Raw genomic sequence first — 22,896 nt, 5'->3', positions numbered from 1 at the left:
ATGTCCCTTAGAGAGATGCTACTCCAAAATAGCACCCATTTTGTCCCTTACGCCTGATTAAACAATCACTTGAATGGCATACACCATATTGAAAAAAGCCGTCTAAAAACTTTTCAGACGGCCTTTGCTGCCAATCGGCTAAGGTGGATAACGCTTATTTCTTCAACCGCCCGTGCAGCTCCTGCACGCTGTACACGCCCAGCGCGTTCATGCTTTTGGCGCCTTCGCTCATGGCTTCGCCGCCGGCGATGGTGGTGTATTGCGGCACGCGCTGGGTGAGTGCGGTGCGGCGGATGCTGTGGCTGTCGGCCACCGATTGCGCGTCGCTGCTCACGGTGTTCACCACCACGGCGATTTCGCCGTTTTTAATGGCATCGACAATATGCGGGCGACCTTCGAGCACTTTGTTGATCACGGCCACGTCTTCCACGCCGTTCTCTTTCAGATAGGCCGCTGTGCCGCGCGTGGCGACCAGGCTGTAACCGAGCTGCTGGAAGTTTTTGGCGGTTTTCACCACCAGCGGTTTGTCTTCGTTTCGCACGGCGAGGAACACTTTGCCGCTTTCGGGCAGGCGCTCGCCCGCGCCCAGTTGCGATTTCAGATAGGCTTCGCTGAAGGTGGCGCCCACGCCCATCACTTCGCCGGTGGAGCGCATTTCGGGGCCGAGAATGGTATCCACACCGGGGAATTTGATAAACGGGAACACGGCTTCTTTCACGGCATAAAAGTCGGGAACCACTTCTTTTTCAACGCCTTGCTCTTTCAGGCTGATGCCCGCCATCGCGCGCGCGCCCACTTTGGCCAGCGGCACGGAAGTGGCTTTCGACACAAACGGCACGGTGCGCGAGGCGCGCGGGTTCACTTCGAGCACGAACACCACGCCATCCTGCACGGCAAACTGCACGTTCATCAGGCCGACCACGTTCAGCGCGTAGGCCATCGCTTTGGTTTGGCGGCGGATTTCGTCTTGCACTTCTTCGGAGAGCGAATACGGCGGCAGCGAGCAGCCGGAATCGCCCGAGTGGATACCGGCCTGCTCAACGTGCTGCATGATGCCGCCGATAACCACCTCTTTGCCGTCTGAAACGCAGTCCACGTCCACTTCGATGGCGTTGTTCAAGAAGAAATCGAGCAGCACGGGGCTGTCTTCCGACACCTGCACCGCTTCGCGCATATATTTCTGCAATTGCTCGGCCGAATGCACCACCTGCATGGCACGGCCGCCCAACACATACGACGGGCGCACCACCAGCGGGTAGCCGATTTCTTCGGCCAGCACCAGCGCTTCTTCTTCGTTGCGGGCGGTGCGGTTGGGCGGTTGGCGCAGGCCGAGGTCGTGCAGCACTTTTTGGAAGCGCTCGCGGTCTTCGGCGGCGTCGATGCTGTCGGCAGAGGTGCCGATGATGTTCACGCCGTTTTCCACCAGCGCGTTGGCGAGTTTCAGCGGCGTTTGGCCGCCGTAGTGCACAATCACGCCCCACGGGTTTTCGGTGCGCACGATTTCGAGCACGTCTTCCAGCGTGAGCGGCTCGAAATAGAGGCGGTCGCTGGTATCGAAATCGGTGGAAACGGTTTCGGGGTTGCAGTTGACCATAATGGTTTCGAAACCGCTTTCGCGCAGCGCCAAAGCCGCGTGCACGCAGCAATAGTCAAACTCGATGCCCTGACCGATGCGGTTGGGGCCGCCGCCGAGAATCATCACTTTTTTGTTGGCCGACGGACGCGCTTCGCATTCCTCTTCATAAGTGGAATAGAGATAGGCGGTGTCGGATTGGAACTCGGCCGCGCAGGTGTCCACGCGCTTGTAAACCGGATGCAGTTTCAGGCCGTAGCGGTGTTCGCGCACTTCTTTTTCAGACAGGCCCAACAATTGCGCCAAACGCTTGTCTGAAAAACCTTTGCGTTTCAGACGGCGCAGGGCGGCATAGTCCAAATCGTTCAGACGGCCGTCTGAAACCTTTTGCTCTTCGGCCACAATGTCTTCGATTTGCGCCAAAAACCACGGATCAATCGCGCAGATTTCATGGATTTCTTCTTTGCTGAAACCGGCGCGGAACGCATCGGCCACATACAGAATGCGGTCGGGGCCGGGGTTGGCCAGCTCGCGGCGGATTTCGGCCTTGTCGTCGGTTTTCGGGTTGAAGCCGCACAAGCCGGTTTCCAAGCCGCGCAGCGCTTTCTGCATCGACTCCTGAATGGTGCGCCCCATCGCCATCACCTCGCCCACCGATTTCATCTGGGTGGTCAGGCGGTCGTCGGCGGCGGGGAATTTTTCAAAGGCAAAACGCGGGATTTTCGTTACCACATAATCAATCGAAGGCTCGAACGATGCCGGCGTGCGGCCGCCGGTGATGTCGTTGCGCAATTCGTCCAAAGTGAAACCCACCGCCAGCTTGGCCGCCACTTTGGCAATCGGAAAGCCCGTGGCCTTGGAAGCCAGCGCCGAAGAGCGCGACACGCGCGGGTTCATCTCGATCACAATCATCTCGCCGTTGGCGGGGTTCACGGCAAACTGCACATTCGAGCCGCCCGTGTCCACGCCGATTTCGCGCAACACCGCTAAACTCGCATTGCGCATAATTTGGTATTCTTTATCGGTGAGCGTTTGCGCGGGCGCAACGGTAATCGAATCGCCGGTGTGCACGCCCATCGGATCGAAATTTTCAATCGAGCAGATGATGATGCAGTTGTCGTTTTTATCGCGCACCACCTCCATTTCATACTCTTTCCAGCCGAGCACGGACTGCTCGATCAGCAATTCGTGCGTGGGCGAAGCATCGAAACCGCGTTCGCAAATCGCCATAAATTCGTCTTTATTGTAGGCAATGCCGCCGCCCGAACCGCCCATGGTGAAAGACGGGCGGATCAGCGTGGGGAAGCCCACCTGCTCCTGCGCCGCCAACGCCTCGTTCATGGTGTGGCAAACGAATGATTTCGGGCAATGCAAGCCGATTTTTTCCATCGCCTCTTTAAAACGGCCGCGGTCTTCGGCTTTGTCGATGGCGTCTTCGGTGGCGCCGATTAACTCGACGTTATACTTCGCCAGCACACCGTTGCGCGCCAAATCCAGCGCGCAGTTCAACGCCGTCTGGCCGCCCATCGTCGGCAGCACCGCATCGGGGCGCTCCTTGGCGATAATCTTCTCCACCGTCTGCCACATAATCGGCTCGATATAGGTAACATCGGCCATATCGGGGTCGGTCATAATCGTGGCGGGGTTGGAATTGACGAGAATGACTTTATAGCCCTCCTCGCGCAAAGCCTTGCACGCTTGCGCGCCGGAATAGTCGAACTCGCAGGCCTGGCCGATCACAATGGGGCCGGCGCCGATGATTAAGATGGATTTTAGGTCGGTACGTTTGGGCATGGTGGGGTCTCTTTTTTTAGATTAAAACTTTAATAGGCAATCAGTTATGCTTTTTATCGGATTTCTTTACCCAAGCATAACGTTCTGGGTCTAATTTCAATAAATAGGCTTTCAGTTCGGCTTTTTTCTCTTTATTTGCTTTGTAATAAACCACTTTAATTTCTGCATCTGTATTATGTGTTGGCGCACCTAAATATTCTGCTTTCTTAAACCACTCTGAACCGGTCGTATATTCTCTGATTTCGAAATGCAGTGCACCCAGCAAAGTACAGGGACGGTAATCTTTAGGAGATAATTCATGTGCGGTTTCGGCTAATTCTATACCTTCATAAAATTTATCTAAATCACGTTTTACACCGCCGAATGTCGTAAAAAATGCAGATTTCAATTTTTTATCTTTAATTTTATTTTGTGTAATATCTTTTAATAATGTTTCTGCACGCTTAGCCAATTCGGCTTTACGCAGATGGCTGCTGGCATTAACTGCATGCCATACACTTTTTTGTTTCTGAAATAAATCAATATAATATTCTGCTTCTAAACAGTGGTGGATTTGGTAAATCTTGCTGTGTTTAGCAAAATAATTTTGCTTGCCAGTAGTTTCAAGCCAAACAACTTCTTCTTCGGATAGCCTATCACTCAGGCTGAGCTTCCTCAAAATAGGAAACAGTTTTTGTCTATCCGCATTAGCTACCCAGTCAATATCAAACGACTGTAAAAGACGTTTTTCCGCTTCGATACGTTCTCTTTCTTCCTGCTTGCGCTTTTGCTCGGCATGATAAGCTGCTGCATATTCAGGATCGTTTTGTAATTTTAATTGATGCTCTATTTCTTTTATTTCTTTTTGGATTTTATCCAGTTCTGCAATGTTCTGTTTTTTTAATTTTTCAATTTCCTGTGCGTGCCGTGATTTTAAATTGGCCATTTCCCTAAGATGGCGTTCTGCCATTACTCGACTGTTCGAGGTATATTTGCTCTGGCAAACGATATATTGCTTTTTAACTTCTTGAAGTTTCCGCTCTAAGGACGTATACGGATACTGTTCGATTTCAGCAGGCGAACGCTTTTTCAACCTTTCTGTTTGCTCTTGTTTGGCTACTGAAAAAAATGTTTCGTAATCATTCGGATTTAACAAATACTTTGAGAGTGCAATCAATCCAGTTTTGCTGATTTCATCAGCTATTTTTTGTCGATACGTTTGTCCGGTTTCGGGATATTTATCCAATACTAAAATAGCGTTGCTGATAACTTTATTAAGTTTTCCCGTAAGCATTAAGTCATCTACGCAGTATTTCTCAAAGATATTCATGACGTTTTCCTTTTGGTTTTGCTCTAGTTTTTTAGTAATTCGTAGCAAGCGTAGCCTGCGTATAGGATCTGTGGCGCAGCCACGCACGCGTTCATTGCTACCACAAACCCCAACCGCCGCGTGCGTGCCGTTGGCACATTTATGCCCTTTAGGGTACACCCTACCGCGTACTTGATATTGCTTGTATCGGCAAACCGTTTCATGCCTGCCTAAAACGATTGGGCTTGCCGTGTTTCGGTATTTGTCGGATTCGGAAATCCGACCTGCTTGGTGTGGCGCAAACCGCGGTCGCCGTAGCAACCGTAGGTTGGGTTGAAAACCCAACATCACACCCTTCAATTATTTCAAATTGTTGGATTTGCCCACCCAATTTCTTTAACAGGTCAATACCCAACCTCTTCTTAAATTTAACGGTTTTGTTGGGTTTGCAACCCAACCTACGGGGTGGCTGTTGTTTCAAAGCAACCGTAGGTCGGGCATTTATGCCCGACTGTTACTTGGGTGCGGATTATGTCGGGCATTAATGCCCGACCTACCAAAAGCGTAGCCTGCGTGCAGAATGTGCGGCGCAGCCACGCACGCGTTGCTATTTTTCTGACAAGACCCAACCGCCGCGTGCATGCCGTTGGCACATTTATGCCCTTTAGGGTACACCCTACCGCGTATTTGATATTGCTTGTATCGGCAAACGGTTTCATGCCTGTCTGAAACGATTGGGCTTGCCGTGTTTCGGTATTTGTCGGATTCGGAAATCCGACCTGCTTGGTGCGGCGCAAACCGTGGTCGCCGTAGCAACCGTCGGTCGGGCATTGATGCCCGACTGTTACTTGGGTGCGGATTGTGTCGGGCATAAATGCCCGACCTACCAAAAGCGTAGCCTGCGTGCAGGGTGTGTGGCGCAGCCACGCACGCATTGTTATCTTCCTGAAAAACCCAACCGCCGCATGTGTGCCATTTGGAACATTTATGCCCTTTAGGGTACACCCTACCGGCCGTCTGAAAAATACCGTTTGACCGCATATCTGCCAATGCCTGTCTGAAAAATCCTGCCGCTTGTTTTTCCAACCAAACAAGCCTTGCGGCTTGTTGCCCTCTCCTCAACCCTCCCCTACGGGGGAGGGAGTGGTGTGGCTGATGAGTTTTGCATTGGTGTTTTTAAGCAAGCGTTGGTTTTGCCTGCCATCTCTTTCGCTTCTGTCATCTGTTCCCTCTCCCGTGGGAGAGGGTTAGGGAGAGGGCTTGTTTGGGCTGCTCGAATATCTGTTTCTTAAGCAGCTAATGTTCTGCCCTCTCCCACACGGGGGAGGGAGTGGCACGGCTGGCGTTTCTGGATGTTGTTGTATCCGGCAAACGTTTTTCAACTCATTCCGGTTTTGCCCGTTCTGCTATTTTTCAGACGGTCTTTCCAATGTTTGCAACGCTCTTAAAATTTCGGCCAATACGTCTTCGGTTTGCCGCAAGATTTCATCGTTCCAAAACCGCAATACGGTAAAACCGAGGCTGTTCAGGTAGACTGTGCGTTCGGCATCGTAGCCTGCCTGTTCGGCGTGTTGACCGCCGTCGGCTTCGACAATCAGCTTTGGGGTAACGCACACGAAATCAACGATATAGTTACCCATCGGCTGCTGGCGGCGAAATTTATAACCGTTCAAGCGCCCTGCTCGCAGGTGGTGCCACAGGCGGGTTTCGGCTTCACTCATATTGCTGCGCAGGTTTTTGGCGCGCTCTTGTAAAACGGGATTGCGGTTGGCAAACAGTTTGTTTTGCATGATGGTGTTTTGCTTCTTTATGCCTGTCTGAAAATATTTGTTCAGACAGGCATGTCCCTTACAACCCCGCCATCCACATTTTTACGGCGAAACCGATAAACAGCACGCCGACGGCGGCCATGGCGGAGGCGGATATTTTGGTGTGCCGTTTAAACGCGCGGGTGAGTGTGCGGCCGGCGAACACCAGCGTGTTTAAATATAGCAGGCTCACCAGCTGCAAAATCACGGCCAGCGCGAGAAAACTCAGCGCGGGGTGCGGGTAGGCCGGATCGACGAACTGCACGAAAAACGATAAGAAAAACAGTATCGCTTTCGGGTTGGTTAGGCTCAGCAGCAGCGCGCGTTTGAAAATGTGCTGCGGTTCGGGCGGGTTGTTTGCGCCGCTCGCCGCGGCCGTTGCGCCCGGCCGGAAGTGCCATTTTTTGGCGGCGCCGCGCAGCAGGTTGCAGCCGATATAGGCCAAGTATAACCCGCCGGCAAGCTTGATGCCGTGAAACAGGGCGGGATAGAGCTTGAGCAGGGTGCCGGCACCCAATACGGTGGCGAGTATCAGCAGGCTGTCGCCCAGCAAGATGCCCGCCACGGCGCGGTAGGCGGCCTTGGCGCCGTGTTGCCCGGCGACGGTGAGGCAATACATGGAATTGGGGCCGGGCAGCAGGATAACGGCGATGGTGCCGATAATATAGGCTGCAAGGTCGGTTATGCCGAACATTTTCAGACGGCCTCAGGGCGGGTTATCAAGTTAAAGAACGGCGGCCTGCGCGTTAAAAGCTGGTGATAAACGTGATCAGGCCGAGAAAAATGCCGGGCGCGTTGGCCAGCGCCACGGGAATATCGCGGTTTTTTTTAAACAGGGCGTAAATCACCCATAAGGTGCAGTTGATCGCGGCCACCAAAGGTTGCAGCCATGCGCCTTTCTGGCCGGCCAGATTCATTTGTATCTGCGGAATATAGGCTACATACATGCCCACCGCCATCATGGTGGCGACGATGGATAAGATGCGGATTTGTTTGTCGGTAAATGCCATGGTTGTTCTCTGTTTTTGAAGCTTTTTGTTGTTTTGTTTTTCAGACGGCCTGTGTTGAGCGAGGCCGTCTGAAAATATAGATTCAAATATAACGGCTGATTTCTAATAAATTGCCGTCGGGGTCGCGCAGGTAAACCGATTCGATCGCCCCCACTGCGCCCGTGCGCGGCACGATGCCGCTCAAAGCCCGAATGCCGTGCGCCTCCAGCTCGGCCAGCACCTGCTCCGGCGGGGTGTCGGTGAGCAGGCATAAATCGGCCGTGCCGCAGCCGGCGTTTTGCGCATTGGGCAACACTTCGGCGCCGCGTTGGTGCAGGTTGATTTTCTGGCGGCCGAACAGCAGCGCCTTGCGGCCTTCGCCGAACGTGATTTCCTGCATACCCAAAACCTGCGTGTAAAACGCGATGCTTTTTTCGATATCGGCAACGGTCAGCACCAAATGGTCGAGCGCGGTAATGTTCATTTCAAGCGGGCCTTTTCAGACAGGCATTTCAGACGGCCTTGGCCGCTTTCATGCTGTCGATAAACTTATCAAACAGATAAGCCACATCGTGCGGGCCGGGGCTGGCTTCGGGGTGGCCTTGGAAGCTGAATGCCGCCTGGCCAGTCAGCTCGATGCCTTGCAGCGAACCGTCGAACAGCGAGCGGTGGGTGACTTTAACGTTTTCGGGCAGGCTGTCGGCATCCACTTCAAAGCCGTGGTTTTGGCTGGTGATCATCACTTTGCCGCTGGCCAAATCCTGCACGGGGTGGTTGGCGCCGTGGTGGCCGAACGCCATTTTGCGGGTTTTGCCGCCCACCGCCAGCCCCAGCAATTGGTGGCCCAGGCAGATGCCGAACAGCGGCTTTTTGCTCTCCAGCAGGTTTTTCACGGCGGCGATGGCGTAATCGCAAGGCTCGGGATCGCCGGGGCCGTTGGACAAGAATACGCCGTCGGGGTTTAAAGCCAACACATCGGCAGCGGGCGTTTGCGCCGGCACCACGGTCAGGCGGCAGCCGCGCTCGGCGAGCATACGCAAAATATTGGTTTTCACGCCGAAATCATAAGCCACCACATGATAAGGCTGCTTTTCAGGGCTGCCGAAGCCTTGGCCGAGCTGCCATTCGCCTTCAACCCACTCATAAGATTCGCCGCAAGTTACCTCTTTAGCCAAATCCTTGCCTACCATGCTGCCGAACGCGGCAATCAACTCGCGCGCCTTCTCTTCGGTGGCATCCGCACCGGTGAGAATCGCGCCTGCCTGTGCGCCCTTGTCGCGCAGAATACGGGTGAGGCGGCGGGTGTCGATGTCGGCAATCGCCACGGTTTGGTTGCGCACCAGATAGTCCTGCAAGCTTTCGCTGCTGCGGAAATTGCTGTGCAACAGCGGCAGGTCGCGGATAATCAGGCCAGCGGCATACACGGCGCGGCTTTCCGTGTCTTCGCCGTTGGTGCCGGTGTTGCCGATGTGCGGATAAGTGAGGGTAACGATTTGCTTGCAGTAAGAGGGGTCGGTGAGGATTTCCTGATAACCGGTCATGGAAGTATTGAACACCACTTCGCCGGAAGTCGTGCCGTTAAAACCCACCGAGGTGCCGTGAAACACGCTGCCGTCGGCGAGCACTAAGATTGCGGGTGTGGTCATGATGGGTATCCTGTGTTGGCTGGGTGTGGAACGGCTTTAGAAGGGTTAAGGCCGTCTGAAAAGAATCCGGCTAAAAAAAAACACGCCGCACAACCGGAAACAGGCTGTGTTACGTGCTTTTTTGGATATAGACACTATATCGTAGAAGCAAGTTATTTTAATCGAAAATGCCGATAGTCTCAAGCGTTACGATGAGGAAAAATCATCAGCGGCAGTTGCCGGAGTGTTGTATTTAGAAGATATGGAATGGTTAATTCTTGTTTAAAACATATTGGTGTTAAGAATGCGCGTGCTAGAATTGCCAAGAAAATTTTATTGATTGCTAAATAACAAAATTCAGACAGGCATTTAATATAAAGGCCTGCCACACTACGGACAAAACAATGAAAAACCTTACTCCATTCTCACGCCCTAAAATTCTAACCCGCCTAACCGCTGCCATTTTTTCGCTTTATGCTTTTAATGCAGGCGCGACCACATTCGAGCAAAGCCCGATGTTGGGCATCGGAAGTTCATATTCTCCCAATGTGCTACTGGGACTCTCGGTGGAGTTTCCGACCGCGGGGGCTGCCTATCAGAAAAAAGGGGTTGGGATCACCATAGATAACCATATGGTTTTAACGGACGAAGCTTTTCGAAACAATACCTATCTGGGCTATTTTGACCCCGATAAGTGTTACAGCTATAACACTGGCGGCGGATATTTTACGCCGACACGGCTGGCACCTGCCAACCGCTATTGCACCGGTGAATTCAGTGGCAATGCTTTGAACTGGATGACCATGACCACGATTGATATTTTCCGCCAAGCTATGACAGGAGGAAATCGTGCGTTAGGCCTAGAAACTACCTCACAGGCTTATCAGAATGGTGATACTGTGGGGAAAACGATTTTACGCCGTGCATTTGTTAATAGAGATCAAAACGGAGCATATGGTTTATTTAGGCGGGCGGTAGAGAGAAACCTTGCCTATAAAATTTTTCCAAGCTCGGTATTATCGCAAATGCCGGCAAGCGGTAATCTATTGTTGCGCAACGAAGGCTTTCAGGTAGCATTAGGTAATTCATATTTGAAATCTTTTACCGGAAACCCCGGGGTATATAATGTTCAGGTTGAGGTTTGTAATCCCGATATGCCTGAAAAAAACTGCTACGCCTATAGCGCAACCAACCTGAAACCGGAAGGTTTGATGCAGGAATATCGGCAAAAAATGCGGTTTAGTGTGTTCGGCTATTTGAATAGCAACAGTGTTTACCCGAAGGGAAACCAGATAAACGGTGGCGTAATGCGTGCCCGCATGAAATCGCTGGCCGGAGAAACGACTGCCGACGGCATTGTATTAGGCAATGAAATTAACTCACAAACAGGGCAGTTTGAAACAAACCCTGATCAACAGGACGCTTCTGCCAGCGGGGTAAGCAATAGCGGTGTAATCAACTATCTGAATAAATTCGGAGACAGCGGAAAATATCGTGATGCAGATCCTGCTGCGGAGCTTTACTACGCAGGTTTGCGGTATTTCAGAAATAAAGGCAATCTGCCGGAATATATCAAAGCAATCAAAACCAGCGACACAACAGCCAACAATACCGCCAAAGATAACTTCCCGGTTATTGAAAATTGGAACGATCCTTTACTGCGGCAAGGGGAAACCGAAGCCAGTAAAGAGGCGGTTTGCCGCCCTAATTTTCTGCTTTATATCGGTGACACCTTTACTCATCATGATAACGATCTGCCTAATGCTTACAGGCCGAATGCCACTGGTCTTCCAACACCGGTCATTCCCAGTGATGATGTTGAAACGGAAACTTATCTGAAAAAAGTCGAAGATGCCGAAAGTGCTTTTACCCTTTATAACAATGGTGCTAGAAAACAATTCGGTGCAGGGGGGCAATATTCTTACGGCGGCATTGTCGGCTTGGCTTATTGGGCGCGTACCAACGATATCCGCGCAACCATGCCGGGCAACCAAACCATCCGCACCATCATGGTGGATGTATTAGAAAGAGGTGAGTACCGCAGCACAGGTAGCAATTGGAACGACAACGTTTTCTATTGGGCAGCCAAATATGGCGGCTTTACCGATCAAGAAAATGAAGACAGAGGCTTGCTGCCGGTATTGAAACCCAATTCAGACCCCAAGTCGCGCGTGCAATGGACCAGCGATTCTGTAGGCAGCACGAGCCTTCCTGCTTTCAAAGACGGCGTGCCGAATACGTACGGTGCGGCAGCAGACCCGGAGAGCCTGACTAATGTATTGAGAAAATCGTTTAAAAATTTTGGTGGAAAATCCGACACGCCCACTCAAACCGCATTGGGATTGGATTTGAGCGACACAGGCGTGATGGATATATCGGCCAATACCTTGATTACCCAGTCAAGCTATAAGCAAAACGAATACGGCTGGCAGGGCGATGTGATTGCTTACCGCTCTTCGGATGTATTCGGTAATCTGATTAATAATCCGCCGACACCGGCATGGAAACTAAGCGACCGTTTGGCAAACTACCGCCAGAATTGGAACAGCCGCAATGTTTGGGCGCGAACCACCGGTGGTGTGTATCAATTTTCCCGCGCCAATGTGACGCAATTTACATCAGCTTTGGCATTGGGCAATCAAGGCCGCGCTATCGATGATCCTGCCAACTTGATTGAATATGTTTTGGGATCGAATCAATATGAAGAGAGTGCAGGCGCATCATTTAGAAAACGCCCTGACAACGGTTTGCTGGGCACCGTTGTCAACTCTGCTGTTGCGGTAGTTAAAGCGCCGCAGAGCGAAAGTTTGAAAGAGTGTAAATACACCAATTTCAACACCGTTCAAAACAGAAAAACACTTTATGCTTTTGCTGCGAATGACGGTATGCTGCATATCGCCGATAACGACGGTAATGAGCAGTTTGCCTATCTGCCTGCCGATGCACTGCCCAAGTTGAAACAGTTTGCCGAAACAGGGCAGCCTCACTTCTTTATTAACGACGGTTCGCCCGTGGCTGCGGAAGTATGCTTTGCATCCGGCTCTCGTAAAGAGGCTAAATCGGTTATCGTCGGCACAACAGGCCGTGGCGGTAACAGTGTGTATGCCGTTGATGCAACGAATATGGGCGCAAGCACAACGCCCGGTCAAGCAAACGTTATGTGGGAGTTTAACGCTTCTGATGATTCCGGCCTCGGCCTTACCGTACATAAACCGGTTATCACCAATGTGATGATTGGCGGACAGTCTGTTCCGGTTGCAGTAGTCAGCAGCGGTTATAACGCGGCAGGCGGTGAAGGTTATATTTATATCTTGAGATTGGATAAAGGCAGCAATAATTGGTCTCAAGGTACGAATTATTGGAAAGTGAAACTCGGATCAACCGGCGTAGGCATGCCGAAAGTGGTAGATACCGATAACGACGGTAACCTAGACCGCATTTATGTGGGCGATGAGTCGGGTGTAATGTGGCGTATCGATTATGCCAACGGTGCATGGCAAGCGGCAAAAAAACTGTTTATCGGCACACAACCGATAACCGGTGCGCCAGACGTATTTAAAAATGCAGATAATTACACGGTTGTATTCAGCACCGGCAAATATTTCGATGCAAGCGATGCATCGGCAACACAACAAAATTACGCCTATGGCCTTTTTGATAAAGATGGTTCAACAATAAGCGACAATCAGTTATTGGCACAATCGGCCACACTCTCAACTCCTGTTGCCTTTGGCGGCAGCGCGGGCAACAGTAAAGTGTATTACAGTACTACTCAGAATACCCTGAATGCGGATAACAAAGGTTGGAAGCTGCAAATGCCCGTAGGTTTTATCAGCGTTGCGGATGGTTTGATACGTCGTAATAAAACAGCCCAGTTTTCCGCTTTCAAAACAGCTAGTGGCGGCACCATCGATGCCAATGCAACCGGTAACGTGTGTGTAGCCGACTCCGGCGAATCTGCAACCATTGAAGTTGATGTTCGTACCGGGGCGATGTATAAGGATGCTGTTTTCGATACCAACAATGATAAGAAATTTGTTCTTAAAGAAGGTGGTGACGTGCTCGCCGGTATGGTGGTAGAAAGCGGTAAGATTGCTTTGCTTCCTTCTGTCGCTACGGTTCTTATAGATGGTAAATATTATGACGTGGTAATCAAAGTGGGCGATGATGGCAAATTTAGTGTTGAATATCTGAACCGATTTGCTACTCATGGCGTACGCCGTATCAGCTGGCGTGAGATTTTCTTCTAAACTATTAGAAAGAAGAGACTTTTGCAAAATTCTTTTCGATAACTTAAAACATTTGCGACATGCTCGGGTTTGACCCGAGCATCTTTTTGTTTTGGTAGGAAAAGCAGATACTCGGGTCAAGCCCGAGTATGACGAGATATAGCGGATTAACTTAACTTTCGCTACGGAGTTGCTGAGCCTTAGCTCAAAGAGAACGATTTTTGTCAGCCGCTAAAGCGGCAATGGAATCGGTTCCGTACGTGTGTACTGTCTGAGGCTTGCTGTTTTGTATCAAAGTAATTAAATCCGTTATATTTATAAGATCAATCCAATCATGAACAATGCCTGTCTGAAATGTTTTCAGACAGGCATTGTTCATCGGAAGCCGTAATCGGCGAAAAAACCGATTAGATTATGGAAACTTTAAAATATCCGGCTTAGATTATCAGCGTTTCTTAACGAAGCGGGTGTAAATAAATAAAATCAATACGGCGGCAATTGTTGAGGCAATCCAACCGGCGGGTTGCCCGACTTGGTACCAACCCAAGGATTGGCCGATGAGCCCGGCCAGAAAAGCGCCGGCAATGCCGAGTAGCGAAGTCATGATAAAGCCTAAATTGTCTTTGCCCGGATGCAGCAATTTAGCTAAAACACCAACAATGAAGCCTACGATGATGGTTGAAATCCAGCCCATGGTTTTTATCCTTTCTGGTTGGTTAATGATGGTGCGTTGGTACTTTAATGTTTTAATAATAGCATAGTAAAAATAAAATTTTCTACATTAAGATTATATTGCGGCATTGTTATGGGTAAACGGTACAAGGTTTGGCGGATTTAGTTGCAATTTGTGATTTGAATTATATTAAACAACACGGCGAGATTTTGTCTTGGCTTGAAGCGAATGATTTTTCAAGCCGTTCAAGTGTGGTTGTGTGGCTGCTTCAGAAAAAGTAGGCGTGTCATACTCGGGTAGAGCACGGGTATGACGTAACGGTAAATAGTTTGACTGTGTACCTTATCGTTTATCACTTTTCGCGGCGTGTGCTGTTTCTTGGTAAAAATCGTTTTCACCTGCGGGCCGGGTTTTAAAGCGCTTGTGCAGCCAATAATATTGCTCGGGATGTTCGCGTACCCGCGCTTCGATAAAATCGTTCATCCGTTGTGTGTCGGCGAGTACGTCGCCGCTGGGAAAGTTTTGCCAGACAGGGTAGAAGCGCAGCATGACGCTGCCGTCTCCGTGGCGGGTGGGAATGGCGGGTATCACTTTGGCGTTGGTCATGGCGGCAATGCGGCTGAGGCCGGGTGTGGTGGCGGTGGGGATGCCGAAAAAGTCGACGAATACTGAATCTTTTGCTCCGAAATCTTGGTCGGGCAGGTAGAGGAAGGGGGCGTCGCTTTTTTTCATTTGTTTGATGATGGCGCGCAAGCCTTCGGTACGGCCTATCAGGAAGACGTTGTTATAGCGGTGGCGGCCTTTTAGGACTTGTTCGTCCATTTCTTTGTTTTTTTGCTTGGAATACATGCTAATCAGGGGAACATCCTGATTGAGTGCGTAAACCGCTAATTCGAAGGCGGTAAAGTGCGGATAGAGCAGAATCACTTTTTCGCCGGCGGCCAAGGCATCATCCAGGTGGTGTTTGTCTTGATAGCGCACCAGTTTTTTGATGCGGGCGGCATCGCTGTACCAATAGAGGCCGTATTCCATCAATAAAATGCCCATTTGGCGAAAGTGCTCTTTCAATAGGGCGGTGTGTTGTTTTTCCGACCATTGGGGAAAGCATTTTTGTAGGTTGACCATGCCGATATGACGGCGGCGGGGAATCAGGTAATAGCAGAGCCAGCCGATCAGTGCGCCTAAGCTTTGAATCATTTCAAACGGCAGGCGCTGTATCCAATAGAGAATTTTAAAGACGAATTTCATGGTTTCTTTCATACGTCTTTTCAGACAGGCATAGGCCTGTCTGAAAAGATGCGGACGTTTCAATTTTCAAAACTATAACAGAGAATGGGAGGGAATTTGAAAACGTATGCTACGAGTGGAAATTTAGCCGGAGGTTCCTGGCCGATATAAGTGGTGTTGCGCGATATAGTCGGCAACAGCAGGATCGGTCAGTTTGCTGATGTCTTCGCCGCGGCGGACTTTTTCGCGGATCTCGGTCGAGCTGGCAGTGTGTGGCGGTGCTTGTAAGAGATGCAGGCTGCCCTCTTGCAGGGCTTGGCCTATCCAACCCTGTAATTCGCGCGCGGCACGGTTGAGGCTGTCGCCTTCGCGTACGGCCACGGCGATATGGATTTGTTTGACCAATTGCTGCCAGCGGCTCCAGGTATGCAGTTGCAATAGGCTGTCCATGCCGAGCAGCCAGTAGAGTTGTGCTTGCGGAAACAGCTGGCGGAAAATTTGTACGGTATCGAAGGTGTAGGTGGCGCCTTCGCGGATGATGTCGCAATCGCTGACGGCGAAGCGTTGGTCGTTGCGTACGGCCAGCTCGGTCATGGCGAGGCGGTGATGGGCGGCGGTGCGCGGGCTTTGTTTGTGATAAGGATCGCCGGCGGGCAGGAAAATCACGCTTTCTAAAGAAAGTTCGTCGGCAAATGCGCGGGCGATATGCAGATGGCCGTTGTGGATGGGGTCGAACGTGCCGCCGAATAAACCGATTTTTTGCATGGCAAACTCCGTTTGGGCTGTGGATACTGGTTAGGGCAGCGACATAAAATGGCGGCGGAAGTAAACCAGTGCCGAGGTTTCTTCGATGGCGGCGGTGCTGGTTAGGATTTCATCGGCGCTAACATAAAATACTTGATGGGTGCCGACGGTGTGTTCTTGTTGGATGGTGCAGTGCAGATGTGCCAAAGCGCCTTCTACCTGTAGTTGGCCGCTTTGGCCACGGTGCCAGATATGGTATTCGAAGCGTTCTTCCGGCGAAAGGGCGGTGATACCGGCGAAATGTTCGGCAACGTCTTGTTGGGAGGAGGAGAGTACGTTGATGCACAGGCCGCGGTTTTGTTGCAGGATGGGCAGTATGCGGGCATTTCGGTTGATGCAGAGCATCACAGTGGGCGGTTCGTCGGTAACCGGTGCGACGGCGGTCATGGTGATGCCGTAGCGCCCGGCCGGGCCGTCGGTGGTGATAACGTGAACACCGGCCGCACAGGCGGCCATGGCGTTGCGAAAAATTTGTTGCGGAGAAGAATTCATGATGAGGGCGTGAAATGGGCGTTACTCGCCATTTTGCCCGATAGCTATCAAATCGCCAAGTAAAGCGGTGAGTTGGGTGAGTTTTTCCCGCGACAGTAGGGATTCGATGGCATCGTATCGTTGATCGACTTGTGAGCAGATTTCGGTATAAAGCTTTTGACCGTCGTCGGTGAGTTTGAGGAATACGCGGCGTTGGTCGTTGGAGGGTTTCAGGCGCACCAACAGGTTGGCTTTTTCCAAACGGGTGAGAATGCCGGTGAGGCTGGGACGCAGAATGCAGGCTTGGTTGGCCAAATCCTGAAAATCCAGCGTGCCGTTTTCGGCCAACAGGCGGATGATGCGCCATTGCTGGTCGGTAATGCCGGCATCGTTGAGCAAGGGGCGGAAGTGGGTCATCAGGGCTTCGCGCGCTTGAATTAATGTGATGTTCAGAGAGACGTGTTTGGGTGTGTTGCTTGACATAAAAATCGTTCCTTATTGTACGGCTACGGGGGTGCTGCAAGTGTCTGGGTTGCGCGGTGTCGGTTGGCTTCGCCGCCGCTTGCGCGGCCTGTCTGAATGGTACCGAAAACCGCTTACCGGCTGTGGTGTTATGTTGTTAACTATATATTTTTTATCATAGTATGAATATGATGGCTAAACAAGATATTGGATGGGCGGTTGGCTGGCGTAAGTGCTGATTTATATCAAAATGGAAGTTTTTTCTGCTCCAGCCATTGTGTAAGGGGATGGGTGTGGTCGAGAAGGTGGTGCCGGTTGAAGAGGTCGAGCGAGCTCACCAGTGCATCGTTCATAAAAAGGCCTTGTTGCAAGGCGTTGATGACTTCGTCCAGCGGCATGAGGTTGAATTCGGCTACTTCTCCGTCTTGATTTTCCGGTTGATAGCCGTTTGGCAGTACTGCGTCGAAAATATGCAGGCATTCGCGATGCAGCCCGCGGGATACGGCGCGAAGGCTGAGGTGTTTGTTTTGGCAGACCAGCGGCTGTAAGAGTGATGCCGGCAAGCCCGCTTCTTCCCAGCCTTCTCGCCGCATGGCTTCTTCGGCGCTCTCGCCGCAGGAAATGCCGCCGCCGACCAGATTGTCGAGTTTGTTGGGGTCAACCGCTTTCTGAGGGCTGCGGCGGGCTATCCAGAGTTGCCAGTGGCCGTGGTGTTCGGCGAGGCCGTTGATGTGGATGGCGTGGCTTTGTAGGCCGAATACGCGAAAGGCGGCGCGCTCCAGTGCAAACAGCGGCTGCTGTTGGTGGCAGACATCGAACTGTTCGTTGCGCCAGCCGTCAAACAGTCCCAAATCGCACCAGACGCGGGCGGTGTGCTGTAATTGGTCGCCGAGGCTGAGCCAGTCGTCAGCATTAAGGGCAAGTCCGCTTTGGTAGGGCTGGCGCTGGTGTTCCGGCCAGTCTTTCAAGAGTAAATCGAGCCATTTTTCGTTGAGGTAACCGAGAGGGAGGCCGTTGAGGACGAGCGGATGCCAGTCTGAGGGGTTTAGGGCAAACTGTTGGCTGACCCGTTGCCATAAGGCGTCTTGCTCGGATTGGGTCAGTTTGCGGGGGAAGGTGGGTGAGCTCATCATCCGGCCTCGGGCTGGGAAAAAGCTTTATTCTAGCAAAACGGTTGGTGCTCGGGAGGAAATGGGACGGAGGTTGCGAATGCCTGTCTGAAAGGCGGGCGGCACAATCGGCGTCAGACGTGTTTAAGGTAGGGTGTTGTGGGAATATTTTTTGTTTAAAATATTGTTTAGAAATAAATTATTTTTAATTTTTTTATGGGTGTAAATAATTGGGCAAAGTAGGGCATTGTTTGAAAGATACAACACTTTCCTTTTGCTGTGCCTGTCTGAAAAAACGGCGGCATGCGGGTGTGGCGCGGTGTATCGTTGCGGTGAAGAGTGCTATCATAGCGACTGAACAAAATTGATTAAAGGAAATGATTATGCCCTTATTAGACAGCTTTAAAGTAGACCATACACGTATGAGCGCGCCGGCGGTGCGGATTGCGAAAACCATGCGTACGCCGAAGGGGGACGATATTACGGTTTATGATTTGCGTTTTTGCGTGCCCAATCAGGAGATTTTGTCGGAAAAAGGCATTCATACGCTGGAACATTTGTTTGCCGGTTTTATGCGCGACCACCTGAACGGCGATGGCGTGGAAATCATCGATATTTCGCCGATGGGCTGCCGTACCGGTTTTTACATGAGCTTGATCGGGGGGCCGAGCGAACAGGCGGTTGCCGATGCTTGGCTGGCTGCGATGCAAGATGTATTGGGCGTGCAGGATCAAAACCAGATTCCCGAGTTGAACGAATACCAGTGCGGCACTTACCAAATGCATTCGTTGCTGGAGGCGCAAGACATTGCCCGCGATGTGTTGGCGCGTAAGGTCAGTGTAAACAAAAACGAAGATTTGACGCTGGACGAGCGTTTGTTGAATGCGTAAAGCGGATTTAATTAATTTTCGATACAAGGCGCAGCAACGCCGTAGCGAAAGTTAATCCGCTGTAAAGCATTTGATTGCCGGAATGCGAAATATGCCTGTCTGAAAAGTTTTCAGACAGGCATTATTGTTAATGACCGTGCGGTTTTTTTAAGACTTCGTTACAATGTGGCTGCCAAGTTATTTTTAAGTGTGTTACGGATAATGTCGCCGGCCGGTTGTGGTTTCGCTGCGTTTTTATTGGACCGACGCGGCATTTCCTCCTCCGATGGCAGAAGAGGTGCCAAAACAAGGGTGTATGAAATGAATTCAGTCATTATTGCGGTTATCGTTGTGGTCGCACTCAGTTTAATGCGGGTTTCGGTGGTTTTATCTCTAATGATCGGTGCGATTACGGCCGGCCTGCTCTCGGGCATGGATGTTAAAACTATTGTAGACGTATTCAACAAGGGTTTGGGCGGCGGTGCGCCGGTGGCGTTGGCGTATGCCACGTTGGGCGCGTTTGCGGTGGCGCTGTCGCGAACCGGCCTCACCCAGCAGTTTTCCAATTGGCTGATCGGCAAAGTGAACCATAATGCCGAAACGGGTAAGTCGGCCACTTCCATCAAATGGGCCTTGTTTATCGGCCTGATTCTGGCAGGCTTTGCTTCGGGCACCATTATTCCGGTGCACATCGCCTTCATTCCGATTTTGATTCCGCCGCTGCTGCATGTGATGAACAAGTTGCAGCTCGACCGCCGTGCGGTGGCGTGCGCCATTACCTTCTCGATTACCGTGATGTACATGACGTTTCCCATCGGCTACGGGGTGATTTATCTGAACGACATCATGATTAACAACATCAATAAAGCGGGTGCGCCGCTGGGCTTTAGCGTGACCCCCGATATTGCTACGCCGGCAATGCTGATTCCTTCTTCCGGCATGCTAATCGGTATCTTGATTGCGTTGTTGTTCAGCTACCGCAAAAAACGGCATTATCAAGATGTGGCGTTGGAAGGCCTGTCTGAAAACGAAGCGCCGCCATTGATGTTGTGGCAGAAGGTTTTGATACTGGCCGGTGTCGTTGCTGCGCTGGTGGTGCAATTGTGGACGGATTCGATGATTTTCGGCGGTTTGGTCGGCTTCGGGCTGGTGTCGATGAGCGGCGTCATCAAATGGCGCGAACAAGATCATGTACTGACGCAGGGCATCCGCCTGATGGCGACCGTCGGTTTCATCATGATTACCGCCACCGGATTTTCCGCCGTTATTAGCGCCACCGGCGATGTGCCGGCTTTGGTGGAGGCTTCGGCAGGCGTGATAGGCGACAACAAAGGGATGGCGGCGTTGATTATGCTGCTAATCGGCTTGTTTATTACCATGGGCATCGGCTCTTCTTTTTCCACCGTACCGATTCTGACCGCGATTTACGTTCCCTTGTGCGTTTCATTCGGATTTTCGCCGATGGCCACAGTGGCCATTATCGGCGCGGCCGGCGCATTGGGCGATGCCGGTTCGCCGGCCTCCGACAGTACGCTGGGGCCGACCGCCGGTTTGAACGCAGACGGGCAACACGACCATATGTGGGATACCGTGGTGCCGACTTTTATCCATTTCAATATTCCTTTGATTTGTACCGCATGGCTGGCTGCCATGATACTGTAAACAGGAGAGAGACATGAGCAACGCTTTACCCATCAGCCGGCAATTAATCGACGAATTTGCCGAAAACGGCGCGGTAGTCGTACGCGGCTTGGTCGATGCCGAAGCCATTGCCGTGCTGGCAGCAGGGATAGACCGCAATATGGCCGCGCCCAGCCCGCGTGCCAAAACCGCCAGCAGAGCAGATGACAAAGGCTGGTTTTTCGAGGATTTCTGCAATTGGCAGGAAATCGATGAATACCGCCGGTTTATTTTCAACACCCGTATTGCAGAGGCGGCCGGCCAGTTGATGCAAAGCCGTGAAACCCGTCTTTATCACGACCATACGCTGGTGAAAACCGCAGGCACCCAGCAACCGACGCCGTGGCATCAGGATCAGCCGTATTACAATATCGAAGGGCGGCAAAACATCAGCATGTGGCTGCCGGTCGATCCGGTACCGCGTGAGGCGACGTTGGAATTTGTGGCCGGTTCGCACAAAGGGCCGTGGCTGATGCCGCGCTCGTTCATGGATAACCAAGCCAAATGGTTTCCCGAAGGCAGCTTGGCTGATTTGCCCGACATCGAGGCCGGCCGCAGTGCTTACCCGATTGTCGGCTGGGCGCTGGAGCCGGGCGATGCGGTGTTCTTCCATATGCTGACGCTGCATGCATCCAAAGGATCGGCCAATACCCGCCGCGTGTTTTCGGTACGCTTTCTCGGTGACGACATCACCCACGCGCCGCGTCCGTGGGTAACGTCGCCGGAATTTCCGGGGCTGGCCGAGCGTTTGCCGGCCGGTGCGCCGATGCATGACGACGATTTGTTCCCGGTGCTCTACCGCAGCGAGCAGGCTGCTTAATTTTGATTCAAGTGATCGAACTATAGCGGATTTAATTACTTCGATACAAGGCAGCAAGCCGCAGACAGTACAAGTAGTACGGAACCGATTCTGTTGCCGCTTTAGCGGCTTACCGAATCGTTCTCTTCGAGCTTTGGCACAGCAGAGCCTTCGCGAAAGTTAATTAAATTCGCTATATTCGTATTTTCAGACATAAAGAATGAACTTTCTTTAGATTATTTATTCCAAAGGAATAATATTTTGGTCGTGTTGATTAATTATTAAGGAGTAAATTATGAAAAAAACTTTGTTTGGTATGGTGGTTTTATCTTTTACAGCTGTCGCAACAGCTGCACCGGTTTCGGAAATACTTTCTATACAGCCGTTAAATGTATTTTTTCTAAGCGATCTTTCTAGCTTGATTGCAGAATTTTTCGGTCTTGATAAAGATTTCTTTTGTGCGCAAACTGACACTTGTAGACTTTAAGTATTTACATTTTCAGTATATTTAATAAATGCCTGTCTGAAGTTTACCCCCGTGCAAAAATACGTGGACTTTCAGACAGGCATTTTGATTCAAGTGATTGAATTACCGTTATTCTTTATTTCAAACGGGTACACTCAGTACGGAGCATCTTGCCTTCCTCCTGAACCATTTTATTTGCGTCTATGCTGCGACCGTAACCGAATCGGTTTGATCTTCACTCTATCGGATACGCACAATAACGTTTCAATCAAGCCGCTCGGCTTCCTCTCAGTGTGAAATCAGCTTTTCAATTTCGCCAATTGCGCTTCTACCTTGGCCATTTTGTCTGCCAAATCAGCCAGCTCGGCTTTATCTTTTTCCACCAGATGCGCAGGGGCTTTTTCGGTGTAGCCGGGTTTGGAAAGTTTGGCGTTCAGTTTGTCCAAAGCTTTTTGCAGTTTTTCCGCTTCCTTGTTCAGGCGGGCGGTTTCGGCGGCTTTGTCGATTTCCACTTTCAGCATCAGGCGGGCGTTGCGGGCGGCTTGGCACACGGCAACCGGCGCGTCTTCGCCTTCGGGCAGTTTGTCGACCAATTTGGCTTCGGTGAGGCGGGTGAGCGCGGGCAGGTATTTCAGCATGTCGGCCAGCTCTGCGCCGCCTTCGACCAACAGCGGCGCTTTCACGCCAGGGCCCAAACCCATTTCGCCGCGCAGGTTGCGCACCGATTCCACCAAACCTTGCAGGACGCTCATTTTTTCAAAAGCGGCGGGTACGATTTTTTCGGGTTGGGCTTCGGGGAAGGCGGCCAGCATGATGCTGTCGGCGGTTTTTCTGCCGCACATCGGCGCAACGGTTTGCCACAGTTCTTCGGTGATAAACGGGATAATCGGGTGCAGCAGGCGCAAAATCACTTCCAACACGCGCAACAGGGTGGCGCGGGTGGTGCGCTGGGTGGTGGGGCAGCCGGTTTGGATCTGCACTTTCGCCAGCTCGATATACCAGTCGCAATATTCGTTCCACACGAATTCAT

The 22,896-nt window shown here is 51.4% G+C and carries 19 protein-coding genes; 5 read left to right on the top strand and 14 right to left on the bottom strand.

Annotated features, from left to right (window positions below; genetic code table 11):
* Window positions 1–154: 154 nt before the first annotated feature.
* From carB to carA, 7 genes are all read right to left on the bottom strand, one after another.
* Window positions 155–3,367 (bottom strand): carbamoyl-phosphate synthase large subunit, encoded by a 3,213-nt coding sequence (carB, locus tag Q4C79_RS10005; protein WP_303090874.1) that lies wholly within the window; start codon window positions 3,365–3,367, stop codon window positions 155–157.
* Window positions 3,368–3,407: 40 nt separating this feature from the next.
* Window positions 3,408–5,003, bottom strand: coding sequence for a hypothetical protein (locus Q4C79_RS10000; protein WP_303090873.1), 1,596 nt, complete (start codon window positions 5,001–5,003; stop codon window positions 3,408–3,410).
* 1,058 nt (window positions 5,004–6,061) lie between these two features.
* Window positions 6,062–6,445, bottom strand: coding sequence for an endonuclease domain-containing protein (locus Q4C79_RS09995; RefSeq protein WP_303090872.1), 384 nt, complete (start codon window positions 6,443–6,445; stop codon window positions 6,062–6,064).
* 58 nt (window positions 6,446–6,503) lie between these two features.
* Entirely contained in the window at window positions 6,504–7,157 is a 654-nt protein-coding gene (gene leuE, locus Q4C79_RS09990; RefSeq protein WP_303090871.1) for a leucine efflux protein LeuE, read from the bottom strand.
* Window positions 7,158–7,209: 52 nt separating this feature from the next.
* Window positions 7,210–7,473: a SemiSWEET family transporter gene (locus Q4C79_RS09985; protein WP_085367079.1), complete on the bottom strand. Its 264-nt coding sequence runs from the start codon at window positions 7,471–7,473 to the stop codon at window positions 7,210–7,212.
* An 82-nt stretch (window positions 7,474–7,555) separates the two neighbouring features.
* Window positions 7,556–7,936 carry a VOC family protein gene (locus Q4C79_RS09980; protein ID WP_085367078.1) on the bottom strand — a complete coding sequence of 127 codons (381 nt, stop codon included), beginning with the start codon at window positions 7,934–7,936 and terminating at the stop codon, window positions 7,556–7,558.
* A gap of 28 nt (window positions 7,937–7,964) precedes the next feature.
* Complete coding sequence (carA, locus tag Q4C79_RS09975; RefSeq protein WP_303090870.1) at window positions 7,965–9,098, bottom strand: glutamine-hydrolyzing carbamoyl-phosphate synthase small subunit; 1,134 nt, start codon at window positions 9,096–9,098, stop codon at window positions 7,965–7,967.
* A 383-nt stretch (window positions 9,099–9,481) separates the two neighbouring features.
* Between carA and Q4C79_RS09970 the strand changes: the two genes are divergently transcribed.
* Window positions 9,482–13,327 carry a pilus assembly protein gene (locus Q4C79_RS09970; protein ID WP_303090869.1) on the top strand — a complete coding sequence of 1,282 codons (3,846 nt, stop codon included), beginning with the start codon at window positions 9,482–9,484 and terminating at the stop codon, window positions 13,325–13,327.
* 424 nt (window positions 13,328–13,751) lie between these two features.
* Here Q4C79_RS09970 and Q4C79_RS09965 read toward each other — a convergent pair whose 3' ends face one another.
* From Q4C79_RS09965 to Q4C79_RS09940, 6 genes are all read right to left on the bottom strand, one after another.
* Window positions 13,752–14,000, bottom strand: coding sequence for a GlsB/YeaQ/YmgE family stress response membrane protein (locus Q4C79_RS09965; protein WP_303090868.1), 249 nt, complete (start codon window positions 13,998–14,000; stop codon window positions 13,752–13,754).
* A 321-nt stretch (window positions 14,001–14,321) separates the two neighbouring features.
* The gene (locus Q4C79_RS09960; protein ID WP_303090875.1) at window positions 14,322–15,227 is read right to left on the bottom strand and encodes a lipid A biosynthesis lauroyl acyltransferase; all 906 of its coding nucleotides are present in this window, start codon (window positions 15,225–15,227) and stop codon (window positions 14,322–14,324) included.
* A 123-nt stretch (window positions 15,228–15,350) separates the two neighbouring features.
* A complete protein-coding gene (gene nadD, locus Q4C79_RS09955) occupies window positions 15,351–15,971 on the bottom strand; it encodes a nicotinate-nucleotide adenylyltransferase (protein WP_303090867.1) in 621 nt (206 codons plus the stop codon).
* 30 nt (window positions 15,972–16,001) lie between these two features.
* Complete coding sequence (gene hpaC, locus Q4C79_RS09950) at window positions 16,002–16,502, bottom strand: 4-hydroxyphenylacetate 3-monooxygenase, reductase component (RefSeq protein ID WP_303090866.1); 501 nt, start codon at window positions 16,500–16,502, stop codon at window positions 16,002–16,004.
* Between the two features lie 21 nt (window positions 16,503–16,523).
* A complete protein-coding gene (hpaR, locus tag Q4C79_RS09945) occupies window positions 16,524–16,964 on the bottom strand; it encodes a homoprotocatechuate degradation operon regulator HpaR (RefSeq protein ID WP_303090865.1) in 441 nt (146 codons plus the stop codon).
* A 224-nt stretch (window positions 16,965–17,188) separates the two neighbouring features.
* Window positions 17,189–18,076, bottom strand: coding sequence for an NUDIX hydrolase family protein (locus tag Q4C79_RS09940; RefSeq protein ID WP_303090864.1), 888 nt, complete (start codon window positions 18,074–18,076; stop codon window positions 17,189–17,191).
* Between the two features lie 359 nt (window positions 18,077–18,435).
* Here Q4C79_RS09940 and luxS point away from each other — a divergent pair, with 359 nt between their 5' ends.
* The 4 genes from luxS (at window position 18,436) to Q4C79_RS09920 (ending at window position 21,887) form a co-directional block, all read left to right on the top strand.
* Window positions 18,436–18,942 (top strand): S-ribosylhomocysteine lyase, encoded by a 507-nt coding sequence (luxS, locus tag Q4C79_RS09935; protein ID WP_303090863.1) that lies wholly within the window; start codon window positions 18,436–18,438, stop codon window positions 18,940–18,942.
* A gap of 300 nt (window positions 18,943–19,242) precedes the next feature.
* Entirely contained in the window at window positions 19,243–20,583 is a 1,341-nt protein-coding gene (locus Q4C79_RS09930) for a Na+/H+ antiporter family protein (protein WP_303090862.1), read from the top strand.
* Window positions 20,584–20,596: 13 nt separating this feature from the next.
* Entirely contained in the window at window positions 20,597–21,421 is an 825-nt protein-coding gene (locus Q4C79_RS09925) for a phytanoyl-CoA dioxygenase family protein (protein WP_303090861.1), read from the top strand.
* A gap of 274 nt (window positions 21,422–21,695) precedes the next feature.
* The gene (locus tag Q4C79_RS09920; RefSeq protein ID WP_303090860.1) at window positions 21,696–21,887 is read left to right on the top strand and encodes a hypothetical protein; all 192 of its coding nucleotides are present in this window, start codon (window positions 21,696–21,698) and stop codon (window positions 21,885–21,887) included.
* A 278-nt stretch (window positions 21,888–22,165) separates the two neighbouring features.
* Here Q4C79_RS09920 and Q4C79_RS09915 read toward each other — a convergent pair.
* Window positions 22,166–22,896, bottom strand: a 731-nt coding sequence (locus Q4C79_RS09915) for a class I tRNA ligase family protein (RefSeq protein WP_303090859.1), incomplete at its 5' end; no start/stop codon positions are given.

Source organism: Neisseria sp., assembly GCF_030523955.1.
GTDB lineage: Bacteria > Pseudomonadota > Gammaproteobacteria > Burkholderiales > Neisseriaceae > Neisseria.
This window is presented reverse-complemented; position numbering and strand designations above follow the sequence as displayed.